Here is a 22,691-nt window from a genome sequence, read left to right as displayed (position 1 = left end):
TAGTTCTCTGATCCATGCGCGCGCTTTCCTTGGCCACCATTGCGGTGGCGATCGCTGGATACGCAGTGATCCTCGTGGCAGCGCGGGGGCTCAGCGCCTCGGCCTACGAAGACTTCATGGTCTATTGGGGCCTGTTCTTCGCTCTGGCCGGATTGCTGGATGGCCTCTTGCAGGAGACTGCCCGGGCGGTCACAGCGCGCCGCTCTGGCGCGGGGTTCCTCGAATCTGCTCCTGACGCCCCCGTTAAGCCAGCTGCCCCTTTCCGCCTCACCTCGGGTTTTGCCGTGGTCTCCGGGCTCTTGGCTGCGGCGACCGCCCCGTGGTGGGCGCCGGTGGTCAGCCCGGATCTGCAGATCTGGGGCTCGGTGCTCATGGTGGTGGGATTGGTGGCCTATGCCTTTCAGGCCACGGTGTGCGGGCTCATCTCTGCTGCCAGCCAGTGGACCATCTTCGCCTGGCTCATCGCGTTCGATTCGCTGATCCGCCTGGCCTTGGCGGTGTGGGCCTGGCTGATGGGATGGCAGCTGCTGGCGTTCCTGCTGGTCACGGTCATTGGCGCGGCCACCTGGTTGCTCTTCCTGCTGATTTCTCCCGGCACCCGCGCGCTGCTCTCCGAGAAGGCTGATGTGGGTTCTGCAGCGTTCGTGAATCGCTGCCTGAAGGCGATGGTGGCCAGCGGTGCGAACGCGATGATCATCACCGGTTTCCCCGTGTTGCTGCGCTTCACCTCGGATGCAGACGTGGCCGCCGGCGCCCTGGCGGCCACCATCACCGCAGTGACCTTGACCCGCGCGCCCATCCTGGTACCCATGCAGCGCTTTCAGCCTGCGCTGATCGTTCACTTCACGAAGCACCGCGACAACGTATTGCGCGCCTGCCTGGTGCCGATGCTCGCGGTCATCGCGGTGGCCGCATTCGGTGGCGCTGCCGCCTACTTCCTCGGACAGACGCTCATGGGATTGTTCTTCGCAGAAGAGCTGGTGGTTTCTGCTTCTGCGCTGGCGGTACTCACCGTGGCCTCTGGCTCCACCGCGCTGCTCATGATCACGGGATCTGCAGCACTGGCTGCGGATAGGCACACGCTCTACGTGGCCGGATGGATCGTGGCCACCATCGCCTGCATTGCGCTGCTGCTGGTGGATACCTCAGCAGAGATGCGCTCCGCGCTGAGCCTGGGGATTGGCCCGCTGGTGGGCGTAGCCCTGCAGGTCGCGGTGCTGGCCCGAGGTGGGCGTCGAGAAAAAATCTAGACTTCGGCGGGCAGGAAACGGCGGGAGAAAATGGTCACCACAATCAGCGCCAACACGGCCATGACCGCGCCGAAGCCCAGCATCATTGGGTAAGTGAACCACTCGTGGAGGCGGGTGAGGATCATGGGGAAGAAGAAGCCCACGTAGGTGAGCACGTAGTACGCGGCGGTGAGTCCACCCAGGTCAGAAGGTGGGGCCATGCGCTGGACCTCGCTGAGGCAGGACACCATGAGCATGCCGTAGCCCACGCCCAAAACGAAGGACGCGAGGACGACTTCCCAGAGGCCCACATCGATCGCGGACCAGGCTGCCAGGGCCATGCCCACGGCGGTGATGCTCAAACCCACCTGCTGACCCTTGGCGCTAAATGGGCTGTCCAACTTATCGCTGAACTGCTGGATGGCGAATCCCAGCATCAGGGCGATGGCCGTGATCACTGCGGAAAAGGCAATGGGGTGATCCACCTCGTGCTGGATCAAGCTGGGCATCACGGCGTAGGAGACACCCGCGGCGCCGAAGACCCATGGAGCGGCCGGGACCACGGCCAACAGGAAGCGGGGATGCTTGATGGTGGGGGTGCGCAAGTCGGCCCAGAACGAGGCGCGGTCATTGGGATGGGCAGGAAAGCGGGTCTCCGGAGCTCGGGAAAGACCCCAGATCACGGTGAGGGAGACCAGCACGTGAATGAGGTACGGCAGCTTGCCGGGCATCGGACCCCATTCCGCCAGCAAACCTGCCACCAGGGAACCCAGCGCAAAACCGCCGGTCAGGGACATGGCAGCACGTCGCGCACCTGAACCTTCGTTAGCGTTAGGGTCATACTCAGGCGTGGAAAGCTCCTTGATCCAGGAACCGCCCGCGGTCATGGCCATGCCGATGGAGATGCCGGAGAGCACGCGACCGGCGAAGATCAGCGGCTCGTTGGACTCGCCCAGGGCGATGAGCAAGCTACCCACCAGCGCCACAATCGGCGCGGGCAGCATCACCACCTTGCGCCCCAGGCGGTCAGACAATGGACCGGCAATCAGCAAGGACAGCGAGATGCCCGTGGCATAAGAAGCCAGGAGCGAATCCACGAAGACAGGACTAAAGGTTTCCTGACCGCGATAAAAGACCATCATGGGAGTGAATTCGTTGCCACCCCAGGCCACCGTCACCACTGCGAGGGCAACCATAATCCATGCATTTTTTACTCTTGGCATGCAGGTCATAGTAGCGCCCACGCACCTCAGACCGATGGGCAAGGTGCGCTTTCTGCGCAAATCCCGTGCTTAAGGTATCCCCAATCATTACGATGGGAACCATGTCACAAGAAAACTCCGAAGTAACCAAGAACACTCAAGCTGCGGCCGGTCGCGGTGAAGCTCCAGCAACTCTGCAGGCTCAGGTCGATGAGTTCCTGGCAAAATCCGTTGCCGACGATTTGCAGTCCGTCCTCGACGGCGAATTCCCGGAAACCCGCCAAGCAGTCCGCGAACTGCTCAACGAGGTTGACATGCTGCCTTCCATCGGTCTGCCACTGGAGGAGAGCCGCGAGGCAATCACCGGCAAGCTGCAGCAGGTGCTGGAGCTGGGCCTGCCCCGCGGTGTGTTCAAGGAAGCCCAGGGCGGAACCGGTGACACCGGCCAATCCCTGACCGCTATCGAGATGCTCGGCCACGTTGACCTCTCCCTCATGGTGAAGGTGGGCGTGCAGTGGGGTCTGTTCGGCGGTGCTGTGGGCAACCTCGGTACCGAGCGCCACCACCAGATGGTGACCGACCTGATGAACCTCAAGGCTCTCGGTTGCTTCGCGATGACCGAGCGCGGCCACGGTTCCGACGTGCAGTCTTTGGAGACCACCGCGCACTTCGACCCAGAGACCAAGGAGTTCATCCTGAACTCCCCCACCGCCTCCTCCGAGAAGTTCTACATCGGTAACGCTGCCCGCGATGGCCGCTGGGCTGCAGTGTTCTGCCAGCTCTACACCCCTGATTCCGAGGAATCCAAGGGCGTGCACTGCATCCTGGCTCGCATCCGCGAGGATGATGGTTCCGCCATCGAGGGCGTGCGCATCGGCGATCACGGCTACAAGGGTGGCCTGGCCGGTGTGGACAACGGCACCATGATGTTCGATAACTACCGCGTTCCTTACGAGGCCCTGCTCAACCGCTTCGCCGATGTGGATGAGAACGGCAACTACACCTCCCCCATTAAGAGCTCCAACGCGCGATTCTTCACCATGCTCGGCGCTCTGGTTCGCGGTCGCGTGACGGTGGGTGCCGCCTCCGGTGCTGCCACCCGGACCGCGCTGGATATCGCCACCACGTACGCCAATTTGCGACGCCAATTCGCCTCCGATGATTCTCTGCCAGAGAAGAAGCTGATTGAGCACCGCAAGCACCGCCTGCGCCTGATCCCAGCGATCGCGCGTTCTTATGGCCTGCAGTTTGCGACCAACAAGCTGACCTCCCGCGTGCACGAGTTGGATCACCGCGGAATTGATCCGACCAACATGAATGACAAGGAGCAGGCTGACCAGCGCGAGCTCGAGGCTCACGCTGCAGCCCTGAAGGCTGCGAACACCCGCCACGCCACCGACACCATTCAGGACATGCGCGAAGCCTGTGGCGGTGCCGGCTACATGGCGGAGAACTACCTGACCACGCTGAAGGCAGACTCTGACATCTTCACCACTTTCGAGGGTGACAACGTGGTGATGAAGCAGCTGGCCGGCAAGGAGCTCATGACCGGCTTCGCTCGCGAGCTCGGTGGTCTCAAGCCCATGGAAATGGTGCGCTTCGGCCTGGATAGCTTCAGCTCCCTGTTGCGTCGCCGCACCGCTGCGGACCGCATCATCCAGAACCTGCAGGACACCTTCACCAACTCCGAAGAGACCTCCCTCTTCGATCCTGCGTTCCAGGTCAAGCTGCTCTCCGAGCGTGAGGATCGCCTGATGATGTCCCTGGCACGTCGCCTGCGCCCAGCCCGCGAACTCTCCGTGTCGGAAGCTGCGACTGTGGTGGATAAGGCCCAGGATCATCTGCTGGCTGTCACCGATGCTCACGTGGATCGCATTGTCTTCGAGGCCTTCCTCGAGGCAGAGTCCGAGCTCAACACCGAGCAGGGCAAGAAGGTCTTCGAGCAGGTGCGCCACGTCTACTTCCTCTCCACGCTGCTGGACAACGCTGCGTGGTACTTGGAGCAGAACATGCTCTCCGGCACCCGTACCAAGGCTGCCCGCGCTGCTCTGAATGACCTGGTGGACTCCCTGGGTCCTTGGTCTCAGACTCTGGTGGATGCCTTCGGCGTTCCATCCCAGATGCGCGACACCATGCTGCTGGAAAACTACGATGAGATGATCCCGCTGTGCGAGCGCACTCCTGCCGCTGGCCAGAAGGCGGCTCAGGAAAAGGAAGCTCAGCAGTAGGAAAACCAGCAGTAAGCAGCGTTAACCTGCAGAAAAGCACCCTGGAGTAAGCCTCAGAGCTGGCCCCCAGGGTAAACCCTGAAAAAGCCCCTGAGATTGGCTTTTCAGGGTTTTTTCTCTGCGGAGTTTCTCTAGGCTGGGAAGTAGAACATCACCCCCACCCCCAGCTAGGAGCCCCGTAATGTCCTACCAACAGCAGCCTTCAGTCCCCCAACCTCGCCACAAGCTGCGCCGTAATATGAGCCGGCGATGGATCGCCGGAGTGTGCGCGGGCCTGGCCGATTTCACCGGCTTGTCCGCCACCGTGGTCCGGATCCTTTTCCTGGTGTCGCTCCTGCTCCCCGGCCCACAGCTGATCTTCTACTTCATTGCGTGGATCGCGGTGCCCAAGGAGCAGTACGGCAGCTTTTAGCGCTACTTCTAGCCCATCACCTTTTCCGTGAGCTGCTTCTGCAGCTTCAGGTGCCATGGCAATTCCTCGGGCTGTGGAGCCCCATCCTGTGGCTCCAGCGCGGCCACTGCCTCGGTGGCCTGGCGGATAGCGCGCTTGGCGTCCAGCTCGGCTGCGACATCCGCGCCGCCCACGATGTGCGCCTTGATCCCGGCGGCCTGCACGGCATCGAACAAGGTGCGCACGGACTCTTGACCGGTGCACAGCACCACTGAATCCACATCTACTACCTTGGTTTCGCCCTGGTGGGTGATGTGGATTCCGGCGTCGTCGATCTTGTCGTACGTCACACCAGTCCACATGTTCACGCCTTTGGCGGTGATGGACGCACGGTGCACCCATCCGGTGGTCTTATTCAAACCGCGGCCAATCTTGGAGGTTTTGCGCTGCATGAGGTGGATTTCCCGGCGTGATGGCTCCACCTCCGGCTTGGTCACACCGCCGCGGTTATTGCCATCCACGCCCCACTCGCGCTGCCATTCTTCCAGGTCCAGCGTGGGGGATTTCTCGTAGGCCAGGAACTCGGACACATCCACGCCGATTCCTCCCGCGCCCACCACAGCCACCTTCTGGCCAGCGGTTTTCTCACCTGCCAGCAGCTGGGCATACGTCATGACCTTGGGGTGATCCACGCCCTCGATCTCCGGCACGCGCGGTGAGACACCCGTGGAGATGATGACCTCCTCGAACCCACGCAGCGAATCCACATCCGCGCGCGTGTTCAGCTGCAACTTGATCCCCAGCTCAGCGATGCGCGTGGTGAAGTAGCGGATGGTCTCCCGGAACTCTTCCTTGCCCGGAACCTCCATGGCCAGCGCGAACTGGCCACCAATGTGGTCCTGAGACTCAAACAGGGTCACATCAAAGTTGCGCTCGGCGGCGGAGACAGCCGCAGCCAGTCCTGCGGGACCAGCTCCGACCACCGCGACGCGGCGTCGGGTAGGAGAAGGAAGCAGAACCAAAGAACGCTCATGGCAGGCGCGTGGGTTGACCAGGCACGACGCACGCTTGTTCTCAAAAGTGTGGTCAAGGCAGGCCTGGTTGCAGGCGATACACGTGTTGATGGCGGCAGCGCGACCCTCGGCGGCCTTGGTCACGAAATCAGGGTCCGCGAGGAAGGGCCGGGCCATGGAGATCAGGTCGGCCTTCTCGTTGGCCAGGAGGTTTTCCGCGGTCTCCGGGTCGTTGATCCTATTCGACGCCACCACGGGAATATCCACGCTCTTACGCACCTCAGCGGTGAATTCGGAGAACGCTGCGCGGGGCACGGAGGTGACGATGGTGGGGATGCGAGCCTCGTGCCAGCCGATACCGGAGTTGATGATGGTGGCGCCTGCATCCTGGATCTCGCGGGCCAGAGCCAGGATTTCCTCGGGGGTCTGGCCCTCTGGCACGAGGTCGATCATGGAGAGGCGGAAAACAATGATGAAGTTCTCGCCGACCGCTGCGCGCACGGCCTTGACCACCTCGCGGGCGAAGCGGCGGCGGTTGTCCGGGGTGCCGCCCCACTTGTCCGAACGCTTGTTGGTGCGGGGAGCCAGGAACTGGTTGATGAGGTAGCCCTCGGAGCCCATGATCTCCACGCCGTCATAACCAGCCTCTTCGGCGAGCTTGGCGGACTTGGCGTAATTCTGGATCTCCTTCTCCACTGCCTTTTCCGACATCTCCCGTGGGCTAAAAGGCGTGATGGGAGACTTGATTGCAGAAGGAGCAACACTCCACGGAGCGTACGCATAACGGCCCGTGTGGAGGAGCTGCAGGGCAATCTTGCCGCCCTTTTCGTGCACTGCATCCGTGATGCGACGGTGCGCGCGAGCCTGGCGCTTGGAGGTCATGGTGGAGCCGAACGGCTTGACCACTCCGGACTGAGAAGGGGCATAACCACCGGTGATCATCAGGCCGGCGGAGGCGCGGGCAGCGAAGAACGCTGCCTGATCCTCAACATAATGGAGGCTGTCTTCCAGGCCGGTGTGCATGGAACCCATGATCACGCGGTTCTTCAGAGTGGTGAAGCCGAGGTCAAGCGGCTCGAGCAGATGTGGGTAGTCAACCATTCACCCAGAATATCGCACCCGAGTGAATCCATGGTTTGAATGCGGGGAATGCGGAGCGCGGCTGCCTGCTCCTATAAACCTGCTCATATATAAGGGTGGACAGCGAAGAAGCCCCTCACCAACAATCTGGTGAGGGGCTTTTTCTAGCCTAACTTCCGGTTACCCGGAAGCGAGCGGATAAATCTTAGAGACTAGCGACGATCGCGATCGATGTCAGCGTCGGTCTCGATGCGCTCCTTGGCGAGGGTCTCGGTAACGCGCTCGGTCTCGGTGACCTGCTCCTTAGCGAGGTTGACCTTCTCCACAGGAACGGTCTTCTTGGTGACGTCAACGCGCTCTTCGTTCAGCACGACAGAAGCTTCGTCTTCGCCGATTTCGCCGCGGAAGTTCGCAGCGTCAGCCTCGGAGATTGGGGTGCGCTCAACGCGAACCTCTTCGCGAGTGACTGGAACCTCAACGGTCTCGGTGTCTTCGACGACGTACTTGCGCAGACGTGCCTTGCCGGACTGCACCTGCTCCTTGTGAACATCGAGCTGCTCTTCGGAACGGATGATGGAGTTGTCGCCTGCAACGTTGTCGCGATCAGCAACGCGGTCACGGTCAGCAACGTCGCGGTCTGCAACGCGGTCGCGGTCTGCAACGTCGGTGCGGTTCTCGTCGCGGTGGGTAGCAGCGCCACCCACAACACCAGCGCGGTCATCGCGACGGTTGTCTGCAACGTAGTCGGTCTGATCCTGAGCGGATCCAACACCGTAGTGCTCGAAGATGCGGTTCTGCTCTTCAGGGGTCAGGCCCTGGTCAGCGTCAACATTAGGAGCATCCTTGATGCGATCCTTGTCGAATGCCAGCTGAAGGTCGTCGCCCTGCAGGCGGTGACCCTTCAGTGGAACCAGGCTGGAGGACATTCCGAACAGACCGTGCTTAACCTCTACGAAGGTTGGCTTGCCGGAGTGATCGTCAACGAACACTTCCTGAACTTCGCCGAGCTTGTCACCATTGTTGTCGAAAGCAGTGGTGTTGAAGAGGTCGCGAATGTTGTTCTGAGCAGTCATGCTAATCCCCTTTCTACGGGAGTATCAGTTTGTTGGCCATCGCCATCATGTTCTGGACTCCCTCAAGGAATCCATCTCGACGACGGCGCTGTGTTCCCGAGACTAAAAGCACATTCACGGGATTGCATTAAATATGTATTTCTTTTTCATCTTTGTTATCCTCCCGTTAGGATTCTTCTTCTCGACGCCAACTTCTCCCGTTTCGGCCTTTCATCTGCAATTTTTCACAGAGTGCAGCCGTGAAGCTTTACAAATTCGCGTCCCACCCGTGACCGTTTCTGTATGGATTGTTAACTTTAATTAAACTTTTAGTTCACCTAAAGTTCATTTCAAACTTGCGTGGATTTCTGTCAAGAACGCGAAAAGGCGTCACTTTTCCTGCCCGTCCTGTCGGATCGTTGTAGTGCCTTCGCTCAGGTTTCCGTGCTCCTTTTCAGGCACTACTTCCCGCGTCTCTTCCCCCGCGCTTCCTCTCCCACACGCAAGTAGGCCCCCTCCTGCGCGGAGGGGGCCTTCTCTTCTTACTTCTTGATGCTGCGGTGTTGGGCCTGGTGTGGCTAACCCTGCTGTGGAGCCGCTTGCGAGAATCGAACTCGCGACCTTTTCATTACGAGTGAATATCGCTCTTGTGTTCGACCAGCGCATGAAACAGCTATCGCCTGTCAGAACTTCACTTGTTGACTGTTTCGTTATTACTTGTTCACGGTTACCTTAGGTCGCTGGTGTCCTGTTTGTGCACTTTCACCCCAGGCTAGCGGCATCCACGTTGGTCAATATTCCTCGCACTTAAAAAATAGGCCAAACGTTCGAGAATAGGCGCGCTGTAAGCCTGTCTAAGGCGTTGGGCGTGCCCGTGTGGTGTCCTAGTCCGCCGTAATGGCTCTATCGCTGTGTAGCCTGTCCATCATTTCCGGTGTCAGCTCCATGAACTTGGTGGGGATCGCCCTGGCTGCGACGAGTACTGCGACGGCTTGATCCTCGTCAATATCGCTGTGCGCTGCACGCGCTTGCCTACGGCGATCCGCTTCATGGGCTTTGCTCCACTGTTCGCTGCTCATCCCACGGGCTATCCGCCGTGCCTGGTCGAGCTGGCTTACTGCCATTGCGTAGTTGATGCCCTCTCGCTTTAGCGCTTGCCCTAACGCGCCCTTACGCGCCCGTGTGGACTTCGCAGTGGTTGCATGGTGGGGATAACCCTTGTCGAGGTTTTCTGACCACAGGGTGATGAGGTGGGCGAATTGCAGCGGGTCGGTGTGGCCGTTGGTTTCAGCCCACAACGTGAGCCGTTGCCACGCTGGTGACATGAGTGTGTAGGGGCGGGTGATGCGGCGGATCACTTCGTCCTGTACCCACTGTGGGTGCTGATGGATCTTCTGCAGCTGTGTTGCTAGGCGTTCCTCGCGGCGTTCTGTGGTCTCGGATAGGACGGTGGGGCTGAATAGGGCGTTGCGGGCTTTGATGGCCTTAGCGTGGGCGTGGGATGCAGCGCGTTCGAAGTTGGGTATCGCGGCCTTGGCGATGTTGGCGCGGTGTGGGGTGGGGAGTGCTTCGAGTTTGGCGATGGTGTCGAAGTAGTCGATGGTTACGCGGGGCATGGTTGGGGTGTCCTGTCACGAGGAAAACCCCCAGCGTGTGGCGATGCCGGGGGTTGGTGTTGCTGGTGGTGGCGAGTCTAGTTGCGGATGCCGAACTGGCTGGTGGGCATGTCCCAATAGGTGGTGGGGGTCTCCACGTCGTAGGCGGTGCTGGCACCGGGGATCTTGTTCATGTCGATGTCATGCCAGACTGTGCTGCCTGGTTCTTCGTGTCCGTTGGCGATAGCCGAGTTAAGGGCGTTGAGCTGGTTGGTGAATGTGGCGTGCGCTGTCTGTGACGTTTCCGCCGTGCTCTTGGCTTCGCGGTATTCCTCGCAGGTATTGAGGAGGTTGGCTTCTATGGTGTCTGCGGAAATCACACCACGGGCTTGGAGTTCTTCGATGAGTAGCGTGCGAGTTGGTGATGGCTCCATGTCGAAGAACTGTTGTGCGTGTTCGCTGCTGATCTTTCCGCGTCCGAGGATGCGTGCCATCTGCATTTCTGCGTGGAGTGCGGCGGTGGTGCCGGGTTCTGCAGTGGGAAATTGGTTACCGCGGATGGTGCGGGTCTTTTGGGTGGCGGCGTCCTTCCACTGGGTGGCGGTGGTGGAGAGTTCCTGGATGCGTTCACGGAGTGGGGCGGTGCGCTGTTCGCGGAGCTTTTCTAGCCCGGCTGGGGTGTAGTCACCCTTGGTTTCGTTGAGGCGGTTGTTGTGATGGGTGATGTCCGTGCGGAGTTTCTGTGCTTGGTCTGCGAGCAAGGGCATATTCCATGCTGTGGTCTTGGTGGTGTTTGCGGGCTTGTTCATGCCGGGTGTCCTTTCGGGACTGTTGGTTAGGTTGTCGTGCAAGTTGGTTAGGCCTGTTTGGGGAAAAGGGTGGTTGGTGGTGGGTGGGTGAACAGGTCGGCTTGTTCTAGGGCTTCGGTGAAATCGACTCGTTCGGACAGGGAGGCTTCCTTGTCGATGGCTATGGCGGCCATAATCACGCCCTGCTTGCGTTCTGACGGGGGGAAGTGGTCATTCAGCGCTATGTGTAGCCCGGCGTGGGCTACGTCCCTTAGGCGGGCTGTGAGCGCTGCTCGTTCGGTGTTGGCTTGTTCCCGCCGGGCTTTGATGGCCGCTTCGGTCATGGTGCCGTCGAAGATCACCCCGGCTTCCCGTGCGGCTTTGTCGACGCGGTAGGTGGTGGTGTGCAGGGCGCGGGCGATTTCGTTGCGGCCTTTGCCTTGGGCGTGGAGGTCTGCCACCACTTCGGGTGCCACTGGTTTTTGTGGGTCTGTTGGCATAGCTGCTAGTCCTCCGTGGGGTTGAATTCGTCACGGACGAAAGTGGCGAGGTGGTCGAAGTCTTGGATGAGATACCAGAGCATGGCGTGTGCTTGGGGTGTGGTGGTGTTGAGGATGGCGTGGAGGTAGTGCTCGGGGTTGGTGTGGTGTAGTCCGATGAGTTGGGTGCGGGCTTGTTCGTAGTCGTCGTAGGTGAGGTGCTGCTGGGTCATACTGATTGCTCTTTTCCGTTGAATTCTTAGGGAGCTGGTTGCGGTGTCGATGTGTGCGAGTGTGGAGGGCGGTGGAGGTTCAAGACGGGTAATGGAGGTTCCTTACGGTTTGTTCCACACCTGTGTCACAGTGCTGGACACCTGTGTCACAGTGGTGCGACACCCATGTCACAGTGCTGGACACCTGTGTCACAGTGGTCATGCCGCTTTGATAGGTGTGACACCTGTGTCACAGTCGGGTGGTTTGTCCACTACTTGGACTGGCTCCGGGCGGTATTCGCCTTGTTTGAAGCCAGGCACCTGGGCGAAGTTCCAATCGATACCTTTGGACGTCGTAAAGATGAATGGGATGTCCACCGTGGGCAAGAGCGGGCGCTTACGGCACATCTGATAGTTCAGGTGCCAGATCACCGTTGAGCCTTGCCGTCCCTTTTTCCAGCCGGAACGATGGATCCAGCCGCCATCTTCGAGATAGTCCAATGCTCGCTGAACCAGTCGGAGAGCTGCACGATATTTTCTTTCCTGTGCTTTGTCTCCGCTGTCGAAAGTAACCCGCTCATCACCACGCAATCGTTCTGCAATGGTTTGAGCGGACGGATACGCCCTGTCCCCGAACTTGTCCGCGAACCCCGCGAGGATTGAGAGCACGGCGAACTCGGTCGTTCCGTCCGGGCTGGGCGCAATGCACTCAACCCATTCGCGGGCTTCAATGCTCATTCAGTGCTTCTCCTGCTGTTGTGGGGGGTCGGGGATGGTTAGCGGGCTGGTTGTGGTTCGTTGACCGCGTCGAGTTCATCGGTGCGGTACAACATGCGCCGGTGGTCGTGGGCGCTGCGATGTCCTTGGAGGATTCCGCGCCGGATGAGCTTGGAGAACACCACGTCGCTGATTCCGAGGTATTCCATTGCTTCGTGCCGGTAGAGATACCGGGGTTTATCTGCGGCTGAACCGCTGTTGTAAGTCATGCCCCTATCGTGAGGGCAGGCGGTAGTTGTTCAGGTGGGGTTACTACACGCCTCGTGTTGAGGTGAGTTGATACCGGCCATTCTTGCGGTGGTAGAAACCTATGGTGAACTGCGGTTTCCGCTCGGATATGGGGACGAGGTTTGCCCACCTGTCCCACAAGTCAGCGGCCTGGTCTGCGGTGAGCCACGGCTGGACGATCCATAGGAAGTCGTTAACGAGGAAGTAGGCATCACACTGGTCTTGAAGGTGGACGTGGAAGTCTGGTGTCTGGCTCATGCTGCTACCTCCATGACTGGGAGGGTGAGCACCATTGCGGGTGCTGGTGGGGTGGGGTTGTCCTGCGGGTTTGTGCGGTGTGCGCGGTATTCCGCGAGGTCGATAACCGGCGCGAGTTTGTCGAACGTGTGTGCTATCATGGGTGGTGCTTCTTCCTTTTGTGAATTGGGAATTGGATGGTTAGGCGCTCTCACTGTTGCTCGCAGTGAGGGCGCTTTTTTAGCTGTGGTCAGCCATACGCTCGAAGTGGTTGAGCGTGGCTGCGGGGTCGCTGGTGAGCGTCGACTGCGGCTGTTCACCGATGGCTTCGTCGTAGGTATCCAGCAGCGTTTCCAGGGCGCAGACGGCACCGGCGCGGGTGGCGATGGCCACATCGTTGTCCTGGGCTTTGATGGCGTCGCTTAGGCCACGGCGTGCGCGCTGTAGCTGTGCGTGGGCTTCGTGGCGGAAGATCCGTAGGTCGAGGGGTGCGGGGTTGCGGTCGAGTGCGATGGTGCTCATTGTGGTGCTCCTAGGTGCAGGGTGGGGTCATTCGGAGTTTTACGGGAATCCGCGTAAAAGGTTGCTCGGTCGCGGGGTGAGACTTAGGCGGCGCCGGTCATGGTCTGAATATTCGAGTTGATCCACTCTTCAATGTCTTCGCGGCGATAAAAGACGCGCTTACCCAACTTCACGAACTTCGCCCCTTTTCCGCTGTAACGGAGTTGAGCTAACGAAGCTGGGGTGAATCCGGGCGCAATCTCGCAGACCATCTCGGGGGTCAGCAGTTCTGGGAATGTGTCGGGCTTGTGTGTGGCGGTCGCCATCGTTGGACTCCTCTCGTAGTTCCAAATTGAATATAACTCATCATAATGATGAAAGCAAGATCAAAATGATGTATTCTGATTCTGCGGTTACTTAACCACCATCAATCGCGTCTAACATCGTTAAACATGAGCGAAAGGAAGCGTGTGGGTTTCTACGGCCAGGTGGTGGCCACGAACATCAAACGTCTGCGAGAAGAAAAGAACCTGACCAAACCTGACCTAGCGCGGCTTGTAGCCGGGCTTGAACAGGTGAAAGAAGTCGGCGAATGGGAACTATCCCCGTCGAAGATCAACGCACTGGCTATTACCCGGATCGAAGACGGTAGCCGGCGCGTGGATGCGGATGATCTAGTCCTATTTGCCGTTGCCTTGGGTGTCACACCTGCCACGCTCTTACAGCCCTATGTAGCGAAAGTAGCCAAGGTTCCATCACCGATTGGAAAGGTAATGAACCTCTACTTTTGGAGCTGGCTCACCAACCGTCGTCCTCTAACTCCCCTCTCCAAGATGGAAGTTTCTTACCCCCCAGACGACGTGAAAAAGGCTAGGCAGTTCTTTCTAGATTCGATTCCCCCTGCACACCACGACATGGATAGGTTGCCAGAGGTGAATAGCGGACAGATCGAACTAAAGGATCTTTACTCCATTGAGACCCCACACGAATAGCGACAATGGCTTCTATCGAGAAGTACAGGACAACTAAAGGACAGATACGTTACGCAGTGCGGTTTCGCGGCCTAGACAGACGGCAACATAAGAAGTCTGGGTTCCCTACGAAGAAGCGAGCAGAGCAGTGGCTAGTTGGTGTCGAGCATGACAAGCTCACCAACAACTTCGTTGCTCCGTCTCGTGGGCGAATCACAGTTACAGAGGTGTACGAAGAATGGCTAACCACACTCACCATTGCCCCTAACACTTTGAAGACACGTAAAAGCATCTGGAAGAACCACGTAGAACCGCGCTGGGGTAGCCACCACATCGGGGATATACGAAGAGACGCTGTGCGGGCATGGCCGAGCCAGATGGAATCCGCTGGCGTGGGTTCCGCAACGATCCACCAAGCAACCACAATTCTGCGCATGATCTGTGAATACGCCCTAGACAGCCGGCGTATCGCGAGCAACCCGGTTCACAAGTTGAAGCTGCGTAAGCCGCAAGCAAACAGGCACAAGTATCTCACTGCTCAACAGGTGGCCGCACTTGTTTCCGAGGTGGAGACAGGGAGCACGATGGTGAGATTCCTAGCGTTCACTGGCCTTAGGTTCGGGGAAATGGCCGCGCTGCGGCTTTGTGATGTTGACCTGTTTAGGCGGGAGGTGCATGTTACGAAGTCGAAGACTCGGACAACGCGGGATGTTCCTATCCCCCGGTTCTTGGTTGAAGATCTGTCAGTGTTGATGATCGGGAAGTCTCACGAGGATCTTGTGTTCACGAACGCTGCAGGCGGGGCGGTGGACAACGATAACTATCGCAAGCGTGTGTTCTCCCCCGCTGTGCGCCGGCTGGCAGCGTGTGATCCGTCTTTCCCTAGCGGGCTTACGCTCCATGACCTACGGCACACTGCGGCGTCGCTGGCTATCAGCACGGGCGCTAACGTTCTAGCCGTTCAACGGATGCTGGGGCATGAAAGCGCTTCAATGACCTTGGATGTTTACGCAGCTTTGTTCGATAAGGATGTGCACGCGGTGGCGGATGCTTTCGATGCGCTGGTTCAGAAAGACGGTTCGTGATGAGTGTGTACTTTCTGTGCCCTTGCGCCATTTTGGGCACACAATGAAAAATAGGTCACCATCCGTTTCGCGCAGGTGGTGACCTATTCTCTGTTTGAGCCGCTTAGGGGAATCGAACCCCTGACCTTTTCATTACGAGTGAAACGCTCTACCGACTGAGCTAAAGCGGCGCGCACCTCAGCCTGAGGCACAAGCCGATACATTACTCGACCTGCCCGCCCACTCACAAAACAGATCCCTACCCCATTCTGCGGTCTTCTCCGCATGGTCCGGGCCGGTCTACTGACCGGCTGTCGCACTCACGCCATTTTTTGTCATGGTCGCCTGCGTTTCCGCAGGTCAGGATATCCCGGAATGCAAAAAGTGGCGTGAATGCGACAATCCGCACACAAACGCAGGTCCAGGACTCGCAACCATTCGCGATCCACTAACCCGGAAACCCCGCCGGCTCACACCACGGCGCAGCATTCCCGCAGCCGCCCGGCCATGGCATCGAGCGCCACCTCCGGGCGCACGTTCAGCTTCAGAGTCTCCCTGCATTCCGCCACCGCATCGATGCAGCGCACCATCGCCTCGGGGGAATTTCGCCGGGCCAGCTCTTTCGATGTCGCAGCCATGTCCGGGTGCTGGAAACCTCCCACCGGCGCACCTTCCTCATCAACCGCACCAGCAGCCAGCATCATCGCGTCGCGGTACAACCCAGCCACGTCGATCAGCGCCAGATCCAGGCTGTCCCGCATCATGCGCTTGCGCCGCGCACCCTGCTCTTTCTCCAAAGCATTGATCTGACCTGCCGAGCCGCGCTGCGCCTTGGCCACGCCTTTGCCCTTCGAGCCCATGCCCAGGGAAGCCTCCAGCTCTGCCATCTCGCGCTCGTCACGGGCCTCCAATGAGGAGGCCGCTTCAGCCGTGGCCTGTGTCACCAGCTCAGCGGTGAACCGGTAGACCGCGCCCGGTTCATAGACCAGCTGCGGCAGCTTCAGGGCGGTGGCGCGCTTCTTCCGGGAGGTCTCATCCTGGGCTAACCTGCGCGCGCGCCCAATATGCCCACCGGAAACGCCAGCAGCCCAGGAGGCTTGTTCGGCGGAAAGGTTGAGGCTGGCGTCGGAAAGAAGAACCTGTTCAACCTCCTGCCGGGAGGGCGTGGGGACGTAAATGTGGCGGCAACGGGAGCGCAGGGTGATGGCGATATCCGTGGGGTCCGTGGATGGGGTACACAGGAGGAAAACGGTGTGGCTGGGCGGCTCCTCAACGGACTTGAGCAGGGCGTTTGCGCCGGATTCGTTGAGCCGGTCCGCGTCCTCCACGACCACCACACGCCAATCGGACACTCCTGGCAACTTGGCGGCCTCCAGGACCACCTCGCGCACTTCCTGCACGGGAATCACAGAACCCGTGGTGGAGACCCACAAAATATCCGGGTGGGATCCGGCCGCTGCACTCCTACAGCTATCGCACGCGCCACAACCACCATTCGGGCACACCAGAGCTGTGGCAAAAATCTTTGCGGCCACCGAACGCCCGGACCCGGGAGGGCCGGTGAACAGCCACGAGTGAGTCATCGCCGTGGGATCTTGTACGGCAGCCAGCAGCGCCGCCCGCACGGATTCCGCGGTGATCTCGGCGAAAATCGGCGGGGCAGCAGGCGCTTGTTCACTCACAGGTTCGCTCACAACGCTCTAGTCTATATACCTGCCGCGCAGCCCTCAGTTAGGCTGTTCTTCATGACACAGTTCCTTCGCTATATTGCCTGGGCCAGCAAGACAGCTTGGCCTTTGTATGCGGCGTCGGTTCTGGTGACCAACGTGGTGGGCGCCTTGGGCGTGGCCACGTTCCTGAGGTTCCTCATCCCACTCGATGAAGCCCAGGCTCTCACCAATCCCAACACCACCACCGCGGCGCTGTACCTGGGTTATTTCTTGTTCGCGATCATCGCGGGTGTCACCATGACCCTGATTTTTTTCGCGCCGGTACTGCGCTGGCAGCGCTCGCCGGATGCCTATGACCCGAACATGGTGCGCGATCTGGTGATGCGCATTCCCACCCTGCAGACGGTGACGGGTGCCGTGCTGTGGATCATCGGCGTGCTGGTGTTTACGCTGGTGGCGCTGCAATATTCCACCCGTTGGGGAGTCACGGTGGGAGTGACTGCCCTGCTGGGTGGCCTGATGGTGTGCCTGATGACGTACATGGAGGCCGAGCGGCTGGTCCGCCCCGTGGCCGCCCGCGCGCTGCACCGTGGCGCGCCCGAGCACTCGCACCTCACCCCCATGTCCCGCCGCTTGATGGTCACGTGGGGCCTGACCTCTGCCGTTCCCGTGGTGGGCATCCTGTTGTTGCTGCTTGCGGAATCGGCCGACCTTTTTCCTGGCGACGCCAACTCTCTCACCCCAGCGCTAGCCGCCCTAGCCGTCACGATGTTGCTGACCGGGTATGCAGGAACGCGCCTGTTCTCGATGGCAGTGGTGGATCCCATCCGGGAGCTGCAATATGCCATCAACCGGGTGCGGCGCGGGGAAACAGACACCACGGTGCGCATCTACGATTCCTCCGAGATCGGTGTGCTGCAGGCTGGATTCAACGAAATGATGCGTGGCCTGCGGGAACGCCAGCGGGTTTCGGAACTGTTCGGGCGTTTCGTGGGCGCGGATGTGGCCCGACGAGCGCTGGAGGAAAAGCCCGAGCTGGGCGGGGAATCCCGCTACGTGGCGGTGTTGTTCGTGGACGTGATCGGCTCCACCGGGTTTGCCACCGAGCGCGATCCGGAATACGTGGTCAAGGCCTTGAACGAATTCTTCAACCGCGTGGTGGAGGGCGTACACCGCAACAAGGGCATCATCAACAAGTTCGAAGGCGATGCCGCCCTGGCCGTATTCGGCGCGCCCCTGCCCCTGGAGGACGTGGCCGGGCACGCGCTTGCCGCTGCCCGCGAGCTGCGCGAAGAGCTTTCTGATCTGGAGTTCGAGGCGGGCATTGGCGTGGCCGCTGGCTCCGTGGTCGCCGGTCACATCGGCGCCAAGGATCGTTTTGAGTACACCGTGATTGGCGACGCCGTGAACCAAGCCGCTCGTCTCACGGACCTGGCGAAGAACACCCCGGGCCGCGTGTTGACCAGTGCTGCGACCGTCAAGGAAGCCAACGAAGCTGAGCAGGCTCGATGGGCTCTGCTGAAGTCCGTGGAGCTGCGCGGTCGCCGCCAGATGACGCAGATTGCCCGCCCCGTCCGCAAGACCCTGGCCGAGGCAGAGGGCTCCTAAGCCCTTTTACGTGTTGCTAGATTAATGCCCATGCCCCCATCCCGCCGCCGATCCTGGTCCCGCACGCGGACCGAAGCCTGGGATCACCTACGCAATATCGCCGGCCCGGAGCGCACGCCAGAAAACAACCGTGATCTCGCAGTCGGGCTGGCCTTCACCGCGGGCATCCTCAACTCGGTGGGTTTCCTCGCGGTGGCCATGTATTCCTCGCACATGACCGGCCTGACCGCCACCCTCGCGGATCAGCTGGTGCTGGGGAATTTCCGCATCGCCCTGCTGGCCGCGATGGGCATTGCCTCCTTCATGATCGGTGCCGCGATGTGCGCGATCATCTTCAACTGGGGGCGCCGCCGCGATCTGCCCAGCCGCTTCGCCATCATCCTGGTGATCGAGGCGCTGGCCATACTGCTGGTGGGATTGATGGCGCAGAAGATAACCGATTGGGGCCTGGGATGGTCCGTGCTGGCGGTGCTCTGCTGGACCATGGGCTTGCAGAATGCCGTGATCACCAAGATCACCGGATCGCAGATCCGCACCACGCACGTCACCGGAATGGTCACTGACCTGGGCATTGAGATGGGCAAATGGCTCTACCGCAACAAACCCGGCGACGCGGATCCGGTGCTCCCCGATAAACCCCAGATGCGACTACACAGTGTGATCGTGCTGGGCTTTTTCCTCGGCGGAGTCTGCGGAATGGCCACAGCTTTGGTGATCGGTTACTACACCGTGATCCCCGCTGCGGCCATCCTGCTGGTGCTCGCGTCCTTCCCCATCATCGAGGACGTTCGCGAGCACCTGCACCGCAAACGTTAGGAGCGCTTGGTTGCCTTCACCGTGCGCTTGGTGAGGTTGCGGCTGCTGGCCTTCTTTGAGGCTTTCTTCGTAGCCTTCTTGGTGGCCTTCTTCGCAGTCGTCTTCTTGGCAGTTGCCTTCTTTGCCGGTGCCTTGGTGGCCTTCCGGTTCGACTTCGCCGGCGCATCCCCATCTGCAGCTTCCTTCGCCCGGCGCTCAGAGAGCAGCTCGTTGGCACGGGAATCAGTCAGCGTCTCCGGAGTATCACCCTTGCGCAGAGAAGCATTGGTGGTGCCATCGGTGACGTACGCGCCGAAGCGACCATCCTTCACGCTCATGGGCTTGCCGGAAACGTCATTATCGCCCAGCTGCTTCAACGGTGGCTTGGCAGCAGCCCGGCCACGGCGCTTTGGCTCCGCGTAGATGCGTCGGGCTTCATCCAAAGTGATATCGAAGATCTGATCCTCGCTGTTCAGCGAGCGGGAATCATTGCCCTTCTTCAGGTACGGACCATAACGGCCGTTTTGTGCGGTGATCAACTCACCATCAGCGGGATCGGTGCCCACCTCACGAGGCAGGCTCATGAGCTTCAGCGCTTCCTCGAGGGTCACGCTGGCGGGCTCCATGGTGGAGAACAGGCTGGCGGTGTTTGGCTTGAGCGTTTCCTCCACGATCTCCTTGACGCGCTTTGCCTTCTGGCTCTGCGCGGTCTTGGTCTCGCGGGACAGCGGCTTCTTGCCTTCCTTGGCGCGCTCAGCATCCTCCGCATCGCGCTCGGATTCCCACATGGCCTCGGCCTTGGTGGCCACGGTGGCTTCTTCGTCCTCACCCAAGCGCTCGGTGACATACGGGCCGAAGCGGCCTTCACGGGCCACAATCTTGCGCCCGGTCTCCGGGTTCACTCCCAGCTCACGGCCAGATTGAGGGGTGGCGAAGAGCTTCTCCGCTGCCTCGAGGGTCAGCTCATCCGGCGTGAGGGATTCCGGCAGGTTTGCCCGCTGGATCTCTGGTTCGGCGTCTGGCTTGGCGTCGGAAGGAAGGGGAAGGATGCGCTCCAAATAAGGACCATAACGACCCACGCGGACCACGATGGGCACGCCGTTTTCATCGTCGAAGAGGTGGAGGGAGTTCACGCGGCGGGCGTCGATCTGCTCCAGGTTCTGTCCCACCAGGTTCTTCAAACCGCCGAGACGGTGCAGCGCCTTGCCGGCACCTTCGGCAGAACCGGCTTCCGCATCACCGAAGTAGAAGCCCTTCAACCAATCGATGCGGCTTTCGCGACCTGCGGCGATGGCATCCAGTTCGTCTTCCATGGCGGAGGTGAAGTCATAATCCACCAGCGAACCGAAGTTGCTCTCCAGCAGGCCAACCACGGCGAACGCGACCCAGGAAGGCACCAGCGCATTGCCGCGGGCGTAGACATAACCGCGGTCCTGAATGGTGCGGATAATCGCGGCATAAGTGGACGGGCGACCGATGCCCAACTCTTCCATGCGCTTGACCAGGCTGGCCTCGTTGTAGCGGGCAGGAGGGTTGGTGGAGTGGCCATCGGCATCCACGCTGATGGCGGAAAGTTCATCGCCCTCGGTGAGGACGGGCAGGCGGGTTTCCTTATTGTCTGCCTCGGACTTGCCCTCAGCGTTGTTGGACACCTCCACATAAGCCTTGAGGAAGCCCTGGAACGTGACCGTGCGACCGGTAGCCGTGAAATCACAGGACTCCCCGGAGGAGGCCTTTCCGGTGACCGTGAGCTTCATGGATGTTCCGCGCGCATCCGCCATCTGGGAGGCCACGGTGCGCTGCCAGATCAGTTCGTAGAGCTTGAACTCCTCGGCATCCAGCTGGTTGGACAGCTGGCCCGGGGTGGAGAATTCCTCACCCGCGGGACGGATGGCCTCGTGAGCCTCCTGCGAGTTCTTCACCTTGCGGGTGTACTGTCGCGGGCCATCAGCCACGAACTGTGCGCCGTAAAGCTCCTTTGCCTGGGCACGAGCCGCCTTGATGCCGGAATCCGACAACGTGGTGGAATCCGTACGCATATAAGTAATGTGTCCGTTTTCATACAGACGCTGTGCGATGCGCATGGTGCGCTCAGAGGTGAAGCGCAGCTTGCGGCCGGCCTCCTGCTGCAGGGTGGACGTCATAAACGGTGGGTACGGGCGGCGGGTGTAAGGCTTTTCTTCGACGCCAGTAACCCGCATTGAGGTTCCCACCAGGCCATCTGCCAAGTGTTCTGCCCGGGCTTTGTCCAACACGATCGCGCTGCCCTTGAGCTGGCCCGCATCATCGAAATCGCGGCCCTGGGCCACCTTTTTCCCATCGATGGCGGAGAGCTTGGTGCCGAAACGATCCGGCTGGCCATCCGGCGCGTACATTTCCGCTGCCAGATCCCAGTACTCGGCGGAGACGAACGCCATGCGCTCGCGCTCGCGCTCCACAATCACGCGGGTGGCCACAGACTGCACGCGTCCAGCGGACAGGCGCGGCATGACCTTCTTCCACAGCACGGGAGAAACCTCATAGCCATAGAGACGATCCAGCACGCGGCGGGCTTCCTGAGCATCCACGAGGTCATAGTCCAGCTCGCGGGTATCTTCCGCAGCAGCCAGGATGGCGGGCTTGGTGATCTCGTGGAACACCATGCGGCGCACCGGCACCTTGGGCTTGAGCACTTCCAGCAAGTGCCAGGCGATGGCCTCACCCTCGCGGTCGGGGTCTGTTGCGAGGTAGAGCTCATCTACTTCTTTGAGCTTGGCCTTGAGATCCGCGACCTTCTTCTTCTTGTCCGGGCTGACCACGTACAGCGGTGCGAAACTTTCATCCACGTTCACGCCAAGACGAGCCCATGGCTCCTTCTTGTACTTGGCCGGCACGTCCGCAGCCCCCCGCGGCAGGTCCCGAATATGGCCCACAGAAGCTTCAACGATGTAATCAGAACCCAAATAAGGAGCGATCTTTCGCGCTTTTGTCGCAGACTCTACGATCACTAAACGCTTGACGCCACTTTTTGCCATTTGAGCAGATCACTCTTTCTTCTTCGTGTCTTCCATACTTGCTCGCGCCTTCCACCTTGGGGAAGTCTTGCGAGCAACATTCGACAATCTGGTTTATATCACCAGTTTGTGCAGACTCTACATAAATCCATGTAATCCGCACTCTCGTACTGGCTTCTCCGGTGCCCCCGTGCACAGATGGGGTTGCCTGCACGCATGCAAAAATCGCCATGAATAGCGCCAAATCAGGCGCCGTTCACGGCGATTAATGAAACGTGGTGGGTAGCGGTTAAACCGCCACCCTCACATCAACGACTCTTTACAGAGCGTGGACGTTCTGAGCCTGCAAGCCCTTATCGGACTCGCCGATTTCGAACTCAACCTTCTGGTTCTCCTCGAGGGAACGGAAACCGTTGCCCTTGATCTCGGAGTAGTGAACGAAAACATCGTTGGATCCATCATCTGGAGCAATGAAACCAAAGCCCTTTTCAGCGTTGAACCACTTCACAGTTCCCTGTGCCATATCTTTACTTCCTTAAATCTTGGTTCGTGTAGCGACTTGTTCACCACACTACTGG

Annotated in this window: 23 protein-coding genes and 1 tRNA gene; 7 read left to right on the top strand and 17 right to left on the bottom strand. The window is 60.0% G+C overall.

Annotation, left to right across the window (positions count from 1 at the left end; all coding sequences use genetic code 11):
• Positions 1-14 precede the first annotated feature (14 nt).
• Positions 15-1,250, top strand: coding sequence for a hypothetical protein (locus IRY30_RS01405; protein ID WP_194555622.1), 1,236 nt, complete (start codon positions 15-17; stop codon positions 1,248-1,250).
• Here IRY30_RS01405 and IRY30_RS01400 read toward each other — a convergent pair.
• Positions 1,247-2,452 (bottom strand): MFS transporter, encoded by a 1,206-nt coding sequence (locus IRY30_RS01400; RefSeq protein ID WP_228502479.1) that lies wholly within the window; start codon positions 2,450-2,452, stop codon positions 1,247-1,249. The genes IRY30_RS01405 and IRY30_RS01400 overlap by 4 nt on opposite strands.
• A 101-nt stretch (positions 2,453-2,553) precedes the next feature.
• Here IRY30_RS01400 and IRY30_RS01395 point away from each other — a divergent pair, with 101 nt between their 5' ends.
• Together IRY30_RS01395 and IRY30_RS01390 are read left to right on the top strand one after the other, a co-directional pair.
• On the top strand, positions 2,554-4,659 hold the full coding sequence (locus tag IRY30_RS01395; RefSeq protein ID WP_194555620.1) for an acyl-CoA dehydrogenase family protein: 2,106 nt from the start codon (positions 2,554-2,556) through the stop codon (positions 4,657-4,659).
• Between the two features lie 181 nt (positions 4,660-4,840).
• A complete protein-coding gene (locus IRY30_RS01390) occupies positions 4,841-5,071 on the top strand; it encodes a PspC domain-containing protein (protein WP_194555619.1) in 231 nt (76 codons plus the stop codon).
• A gap of 8 nt (positions 5,072-5,079) precedes the next feature.
• Here IRY30_RS01390 and IRY30_RS01385 read toward each other — a convergent pair whose 3' ends face one another.
• The 12 genes from IRY30_RS01385 to IRY30_RS01330 all read right to left on the bottom strand — a co-directional run bounded on the left by IRY30_RS01385 (position 5,080) and on the right by IRY30_RS01330 (position 13,338).
• Positions 5,080-7,164: an NADPH-dependent 2,4-dienoyl-CoA reductase gene (locus IRY30_RS01385; protein ID WP_194555618.1), complete on the bottom strand. Its 2,085-nt coding sequence runs from the start codon at positions 7,162-7,164 to the stop codon at positions 5,080-5,082.
• A gap of 191 nt (positions 7,165-7,355) precedes the next feature.
• Positions 7,356-8,216: a PRC and DUF2382 domain-containing protein gene (locus IRY30_RS01380; RefSeq protein ID WP_194555617.1), complete on the bottom strand. Its 861-nt coding sequence runs from the start codon at positions 8,214-8,216 to the stop codon at positions 7,356-7,358.
• 863 nt (positions 8,217-9,079) lie between these two features.
• Positions 9,080-9,811: a hypothetical protein gene (locus IRY30_RS01375; protein WP_194555616.1), complete on the bottom strand. Its 732-nt coding sequence runs from the start codon at positions 9,809-9,811 to the stop codon at positions 9,080-9,082.
• A gap of 77 nt (positions 9,812-9,888) precedes the next feature.
• Entirely contained in the window at positions 9,889-10,599 is a 711-nt protein-coding gene (locus tag IRY30_RS01370; protein WP_194555615.1) for an ASCH domain-containing protein, read from the bottom strand.
• A gap of 47 nt (positions 10,600-10,646) precedes the next feature.
• Positions 10,647-11,078: a hypothetical protein gene (locus IRY30_RS01365; RefSeq protein WP_194555614.1), complete on the bottom strand. Its 432-nt coding sequence runs from the start codon at positions 11,076-11,078 to the stop codon at positions 10,647-10,649.
• A 5-nt stretch (positions 11,079-11,083) separates the two neighbouring features.
• Positions 11,084-11,290: a hypothetical protein gene (locus IRY30_RS01360; RefSeq protein ID WP_194555613.1), complete on the bottom strand. Its 207-nt coding sequence runs from the start codon at positions 11,288-11,290 to the stop codon at positions 11,084-11,086.
• A gap of 198 nt (positions 11,291-11,488) precedes the next feature.
• A complete protein-coding gene (locus IRY30_RS01355) occupies positions 11,489-12,007 on the bottom strand; it encodes a helix-turn-helix domain-containing protein (protein WP_194555612.1) in 519 nt (172 codons plus the stop codon).
• 38 nt (positions 12,008-12,045) lie between these two features.
• Entirely contained in the window at positions 12,046-12,255 is a 210-nt protein-coding gene (locus IRY30_RS01350; RefSeq protein ID WP_194555611.1) for a MerR family transcriptional regulator, read from the bottom strand.
• Between the two features lie 43 nt (positions 12,256-12,298).
• Positions 12,299-12,532, bottom strand: coding sequence for a hypothetical protein (locus tag IRY30_RS01345; RefSeq protein ID WP_194555610.1), 234 nt, complete (start codon positions 12,530-12,532; stop codon positions 12,299-12,301).
• Complete coding sequence (locus IRY30_RS01340; protein WP_194555609.1) at positions 12,529-12,672, bottom strand: hypothetical protein; 144 nt, start codon at positions 12,670-12,672, stop codon at positions 12,529-12,531. The genes IRY30_RS01345 and IRY30_RS01340 overlap by 4 nt, the downstream gene beginning before the upstream one ends.
• 79 nt (positions 12,673-12,751) lie before the next feature.
• Entirely contained in the window at positions 12,752-13,033 is a 282-nt protein-coding gene (locus IRY30_RS01335; RefSeq protein WP_194555608.1) for a hypothetical protein, read from the bottom strand.
• An 83-nt stretch (positions 13,034-13,116) separates the two neighbouring features.
• Positions 13,117-13,338 carry a helix-turn-helix transcriptional regulator gene (locus IRY30_RS01330; protein ID WP_228502477.1) on the bottom strand — a complete coding sequence of 74 codons (222 nt, stop codon included), beginning with the start codon at positions 13,336-13,338 and terminating at the stop codon, positions 13,117-13,119.
• Positions 13,339-13,464: 126 nt separating this feature from the next.
• Between IRY30_RS01330 and IRY30_RS01325 the strand changes: the two genes are divergently transcribed.
• Positions 13,465-14,004 (top strand): helix-turn-helix domain-containing protein, encoded by a 540-nt coding sequence (locus tag IRY30_RS01325; protein WP_194555607.1) that lies wholly within the window; start codon positions 13,465-13,467, stop codon positions 14,002-14,004.
• Positions 14,005-14,009: 5 nt separating this feature from the next.
• The gene (locus IRY30_RS10415) at positions 14,010-15,068 is read left to right on the top strand and encodes a tyrosine-type recombinase/integrase (protein WP_323741453.1); all 1,059 of its coding nucleotides are present in this window, start codon (positions 14,010-14,012) and stop codon (positions 15,066-15,068) included.
• Positions 15,069-15,165: 97 nt separating this feature from the next.
• Here IRY30_RS10415 and IRY30_RS01315 read toward each other — a convergent pair.
• Positions 15,166-15,238, bottom strand: a tRNA-Thr gene (locus IRY30_RS01315).
• A gap of 279 nt (positions 15,239-15,517) precedes the next feature.
• Positions 15,518-16,741, bottom strand: a complete 1,224-nt coding sequence (locus IRY30_RS01310; protein WP_309825979.1) for a DNA polymerase III subunit delta' — start codon at positions 16,739-16,741, stop codon at positions 15,518-15,520.
• 51 nt (positions 16,742-16,792) lie between these two features.
• Between IRY30_RS01310 and IRY30_RS01305 the strand changes: the two genes are divergently transcribed.
• Both IRY30_RS01305 and IRY30_RS01300 read left to right on the top strand, forming a co-directional pair.
• Positions 16,793-18,325: an adenylate/guanylate cyclase domain-containing protein gene (locus IRY30_RS01305; protein ID WP_194555605.1), complete on the top strand. Its 1,533-nt coding sequence runs from the start codon at positions 16,793-16,795 to the stop codon at positions 18,323-18,325.
• A gap of 30 nt (positions 18,326-18,355) precedes the next feature.
• Positions 18,356-19,141, top strand: coding sequence for a YoaK family protein (locus tag IRY30_RS01300; RefSeq protein WP_194555604.1), 786 nt, complete (start codon positions 18,356-18,358; stop codon positions 19,139-19,141).
• Here the strand turns inward: IRY30_RS01300 and topA are convergent.
• Entirely contained in the window at positions 19,138-22,134 is a 2,997-nt protein-coding gene (topA, locus tag IRY30_RS01295; protein ID WP_194555603.1) for a type I DNA topoisomerase, read from the bottom strand. The genes IRY30_RS01300 and topA overlap by 4 nt on opposite strands.
• Before the next feature lie 298 nt (positions 22,135-22,432).
• Positions 22,433-22,636, bottom strand: coding sequence for a cold-shock protein (locus IRY30_RS01290; RefSeq protein WP_194555602.1), 204 nt, complete (start codon positions 22,634-22,636; stop codon positions 22,433-22,435).
• Between the last annotated feature and the right edge of the window lie 55 nt (positions 22,637-22,691).

This window comes from Corynebacterium suicordis DSM 45110 (genome assembly GCF_015351405.1).
GTDB classification, from domain to species: domain Bacteria; phylum Actinomycetota; class Actinomycetes; order Mycobacteriales; family Mycobacteriaceae; genus Corynebacterium; species Corynebacterium suicordis.
Note: the sequence above shows the minus strand (reverse complement) of the source record. Positions and strands in the feature narration are given on the sequence as shown.

Coding starts and splice junctions, on each gene's coding strand:
- IRY30_RS01360 (WP_194555613.1), bottom strand. CDS start 11,290: ATGACCCAGCAGCACCTCACCTACGACGACTACGAACAAGCCCGCACC.
- IRY30_RS01350 (WP_194555611.1), bottom strand. CDS start 12,255: ATGACTTACAACAGCGGTTCAGCCGCAGATAAACCCCGGTATCTCTAC.
- IRY30_RS01385 (WP_194555618.1), bottom strand. CDS start 7,164: ATGGTTGACTACCCACATCTGCTCGAGCCGCTTGACCTCGGCTTCACC.
- IRY30_RS01335 (WP_194555608.1), bottom strand. CDS start 13,033: ATGAGCACCATCGCACTCGACCGCAACCCCGCACCCCTCGACCTACGG.
- topA (WP_194555603.1), bottom strand. CDS start 22,134: ATGGCAAAAAGTGGCGTCAAGCGTTTAGTGATCGTAGAGTCTGCGACA.
- IRY30_RS01340 (WP_194555609.1), bottom strand. CDS start 12,672: ATGATAGCACACACGTTCGACAAACTCGCGCCGGTTATCGACCTCGCG.
- IRY30_RS01355 (WP_194555612.1), bottom strand. CDS start 12,007: ATGAGCATTGAAGCCCGCGAATGGGTTGAGTGCATTGCGCCCAGCCCG.
- IRY30_RS01405 (WP_194555622.1), top strand. CDS start 15: ATGCGCGCGCTTTCCTTGGCCACCATTGCGGTGGCGATCGCTGGATAC.
- IRY30_RS01395 (WP_194555620.1), top strand. CDS start 2,554: ATGTCACAAGAAAACTCCGAAGTAACCAAGAACACTCAAGCTGCGGCC.
- IRY30_RS01365 (WP_194555614.1), bottom strand. CDS start 11,078: ATGCCAACAGACCCACAAAAACCAGTGGCACCCGAAGTGGTGGCAGAC.
- IRY30_RS01370 (WP_194555615.1), bottom strand. CDS start 10,599: ATGAACAAGCCCGCAAACACCACCAAGACCACAGCATGGAATATGCCC.
- IRY30_RS01290 (WP_194555602.1), bottom strand. CDS start 22,636: ATGGCACAGGGAACTGTGAAGTGGTTCAACGCTGAAAAGGGCTTTGGT.
- IRY30_RS01380 (WP_194555617.1), bottom strand. CDS start 8,216: ATGACTGCTCAGAACAACATTCGCGACCTCTTCAACACCACTGCTTTC.
- IRY30_RS01375 (WP_194555616.1), bottom strand. CDS start 9,811: ATGCCCCGCGTAACCATCGACTACTTCGACACCATCGCCAAACTCGAA.
- IRY30_RS10415 (WP_323741453.1), top strand. CDS start 14,010: ATGGCTTCTATCGAGAAGTACAGGACAACTAAAGGACAGATACGTTAC.
- IRY30_RS01400 (WP_228502479.1), bottom strand. CDS start 2,452: ATGCCAAGAGTAAAAAATGCATGGATTATGGTTGCCCTCGCAGTGGTG.
- IRY30_RS01330 (WP_228502477.1), bottom strand. CDS start 13,338: ATGGCGACCGCCACACACAAGCCCGACACATTCCCAGAACTGCTGACC.
- IRY30_RS01390 (WP_194555619.1), top strand. CDS start 4,841: ATGTCCTACCAACAGCAGCCTTCAGTCCCCCAACCTCGCCACAAGCTG.
- IRY30_RS01300 (WP_194555604.1), top strand. CDS start 18,356: ATGCCCCCATCCCGCCGCCGATCCTGGTCCCGCACGCGGACCGAAGCC.
- IRY30_RS01305 (WP_194555605.1), top strand. CDS start 16,793: ATGACACAGTTCCTTCGCTATATTGCCTGGGCCAGCAAGACAGCTTGG.
- IRY30_RS01325 (WP_194555607.1), top strand. CDS start 13,465: ATGAGCGAAAGGAAGCGTGTGGGTTTCTACGGCCAGGTGGTGGCCACG.
- IRY30_RS01345 (WP_194555610.1), bottom strand. CDS start 12,532: ATGAGCCAGACACCAGACTTCCACGTCCACCTTCAAGACCAGTGTGAT.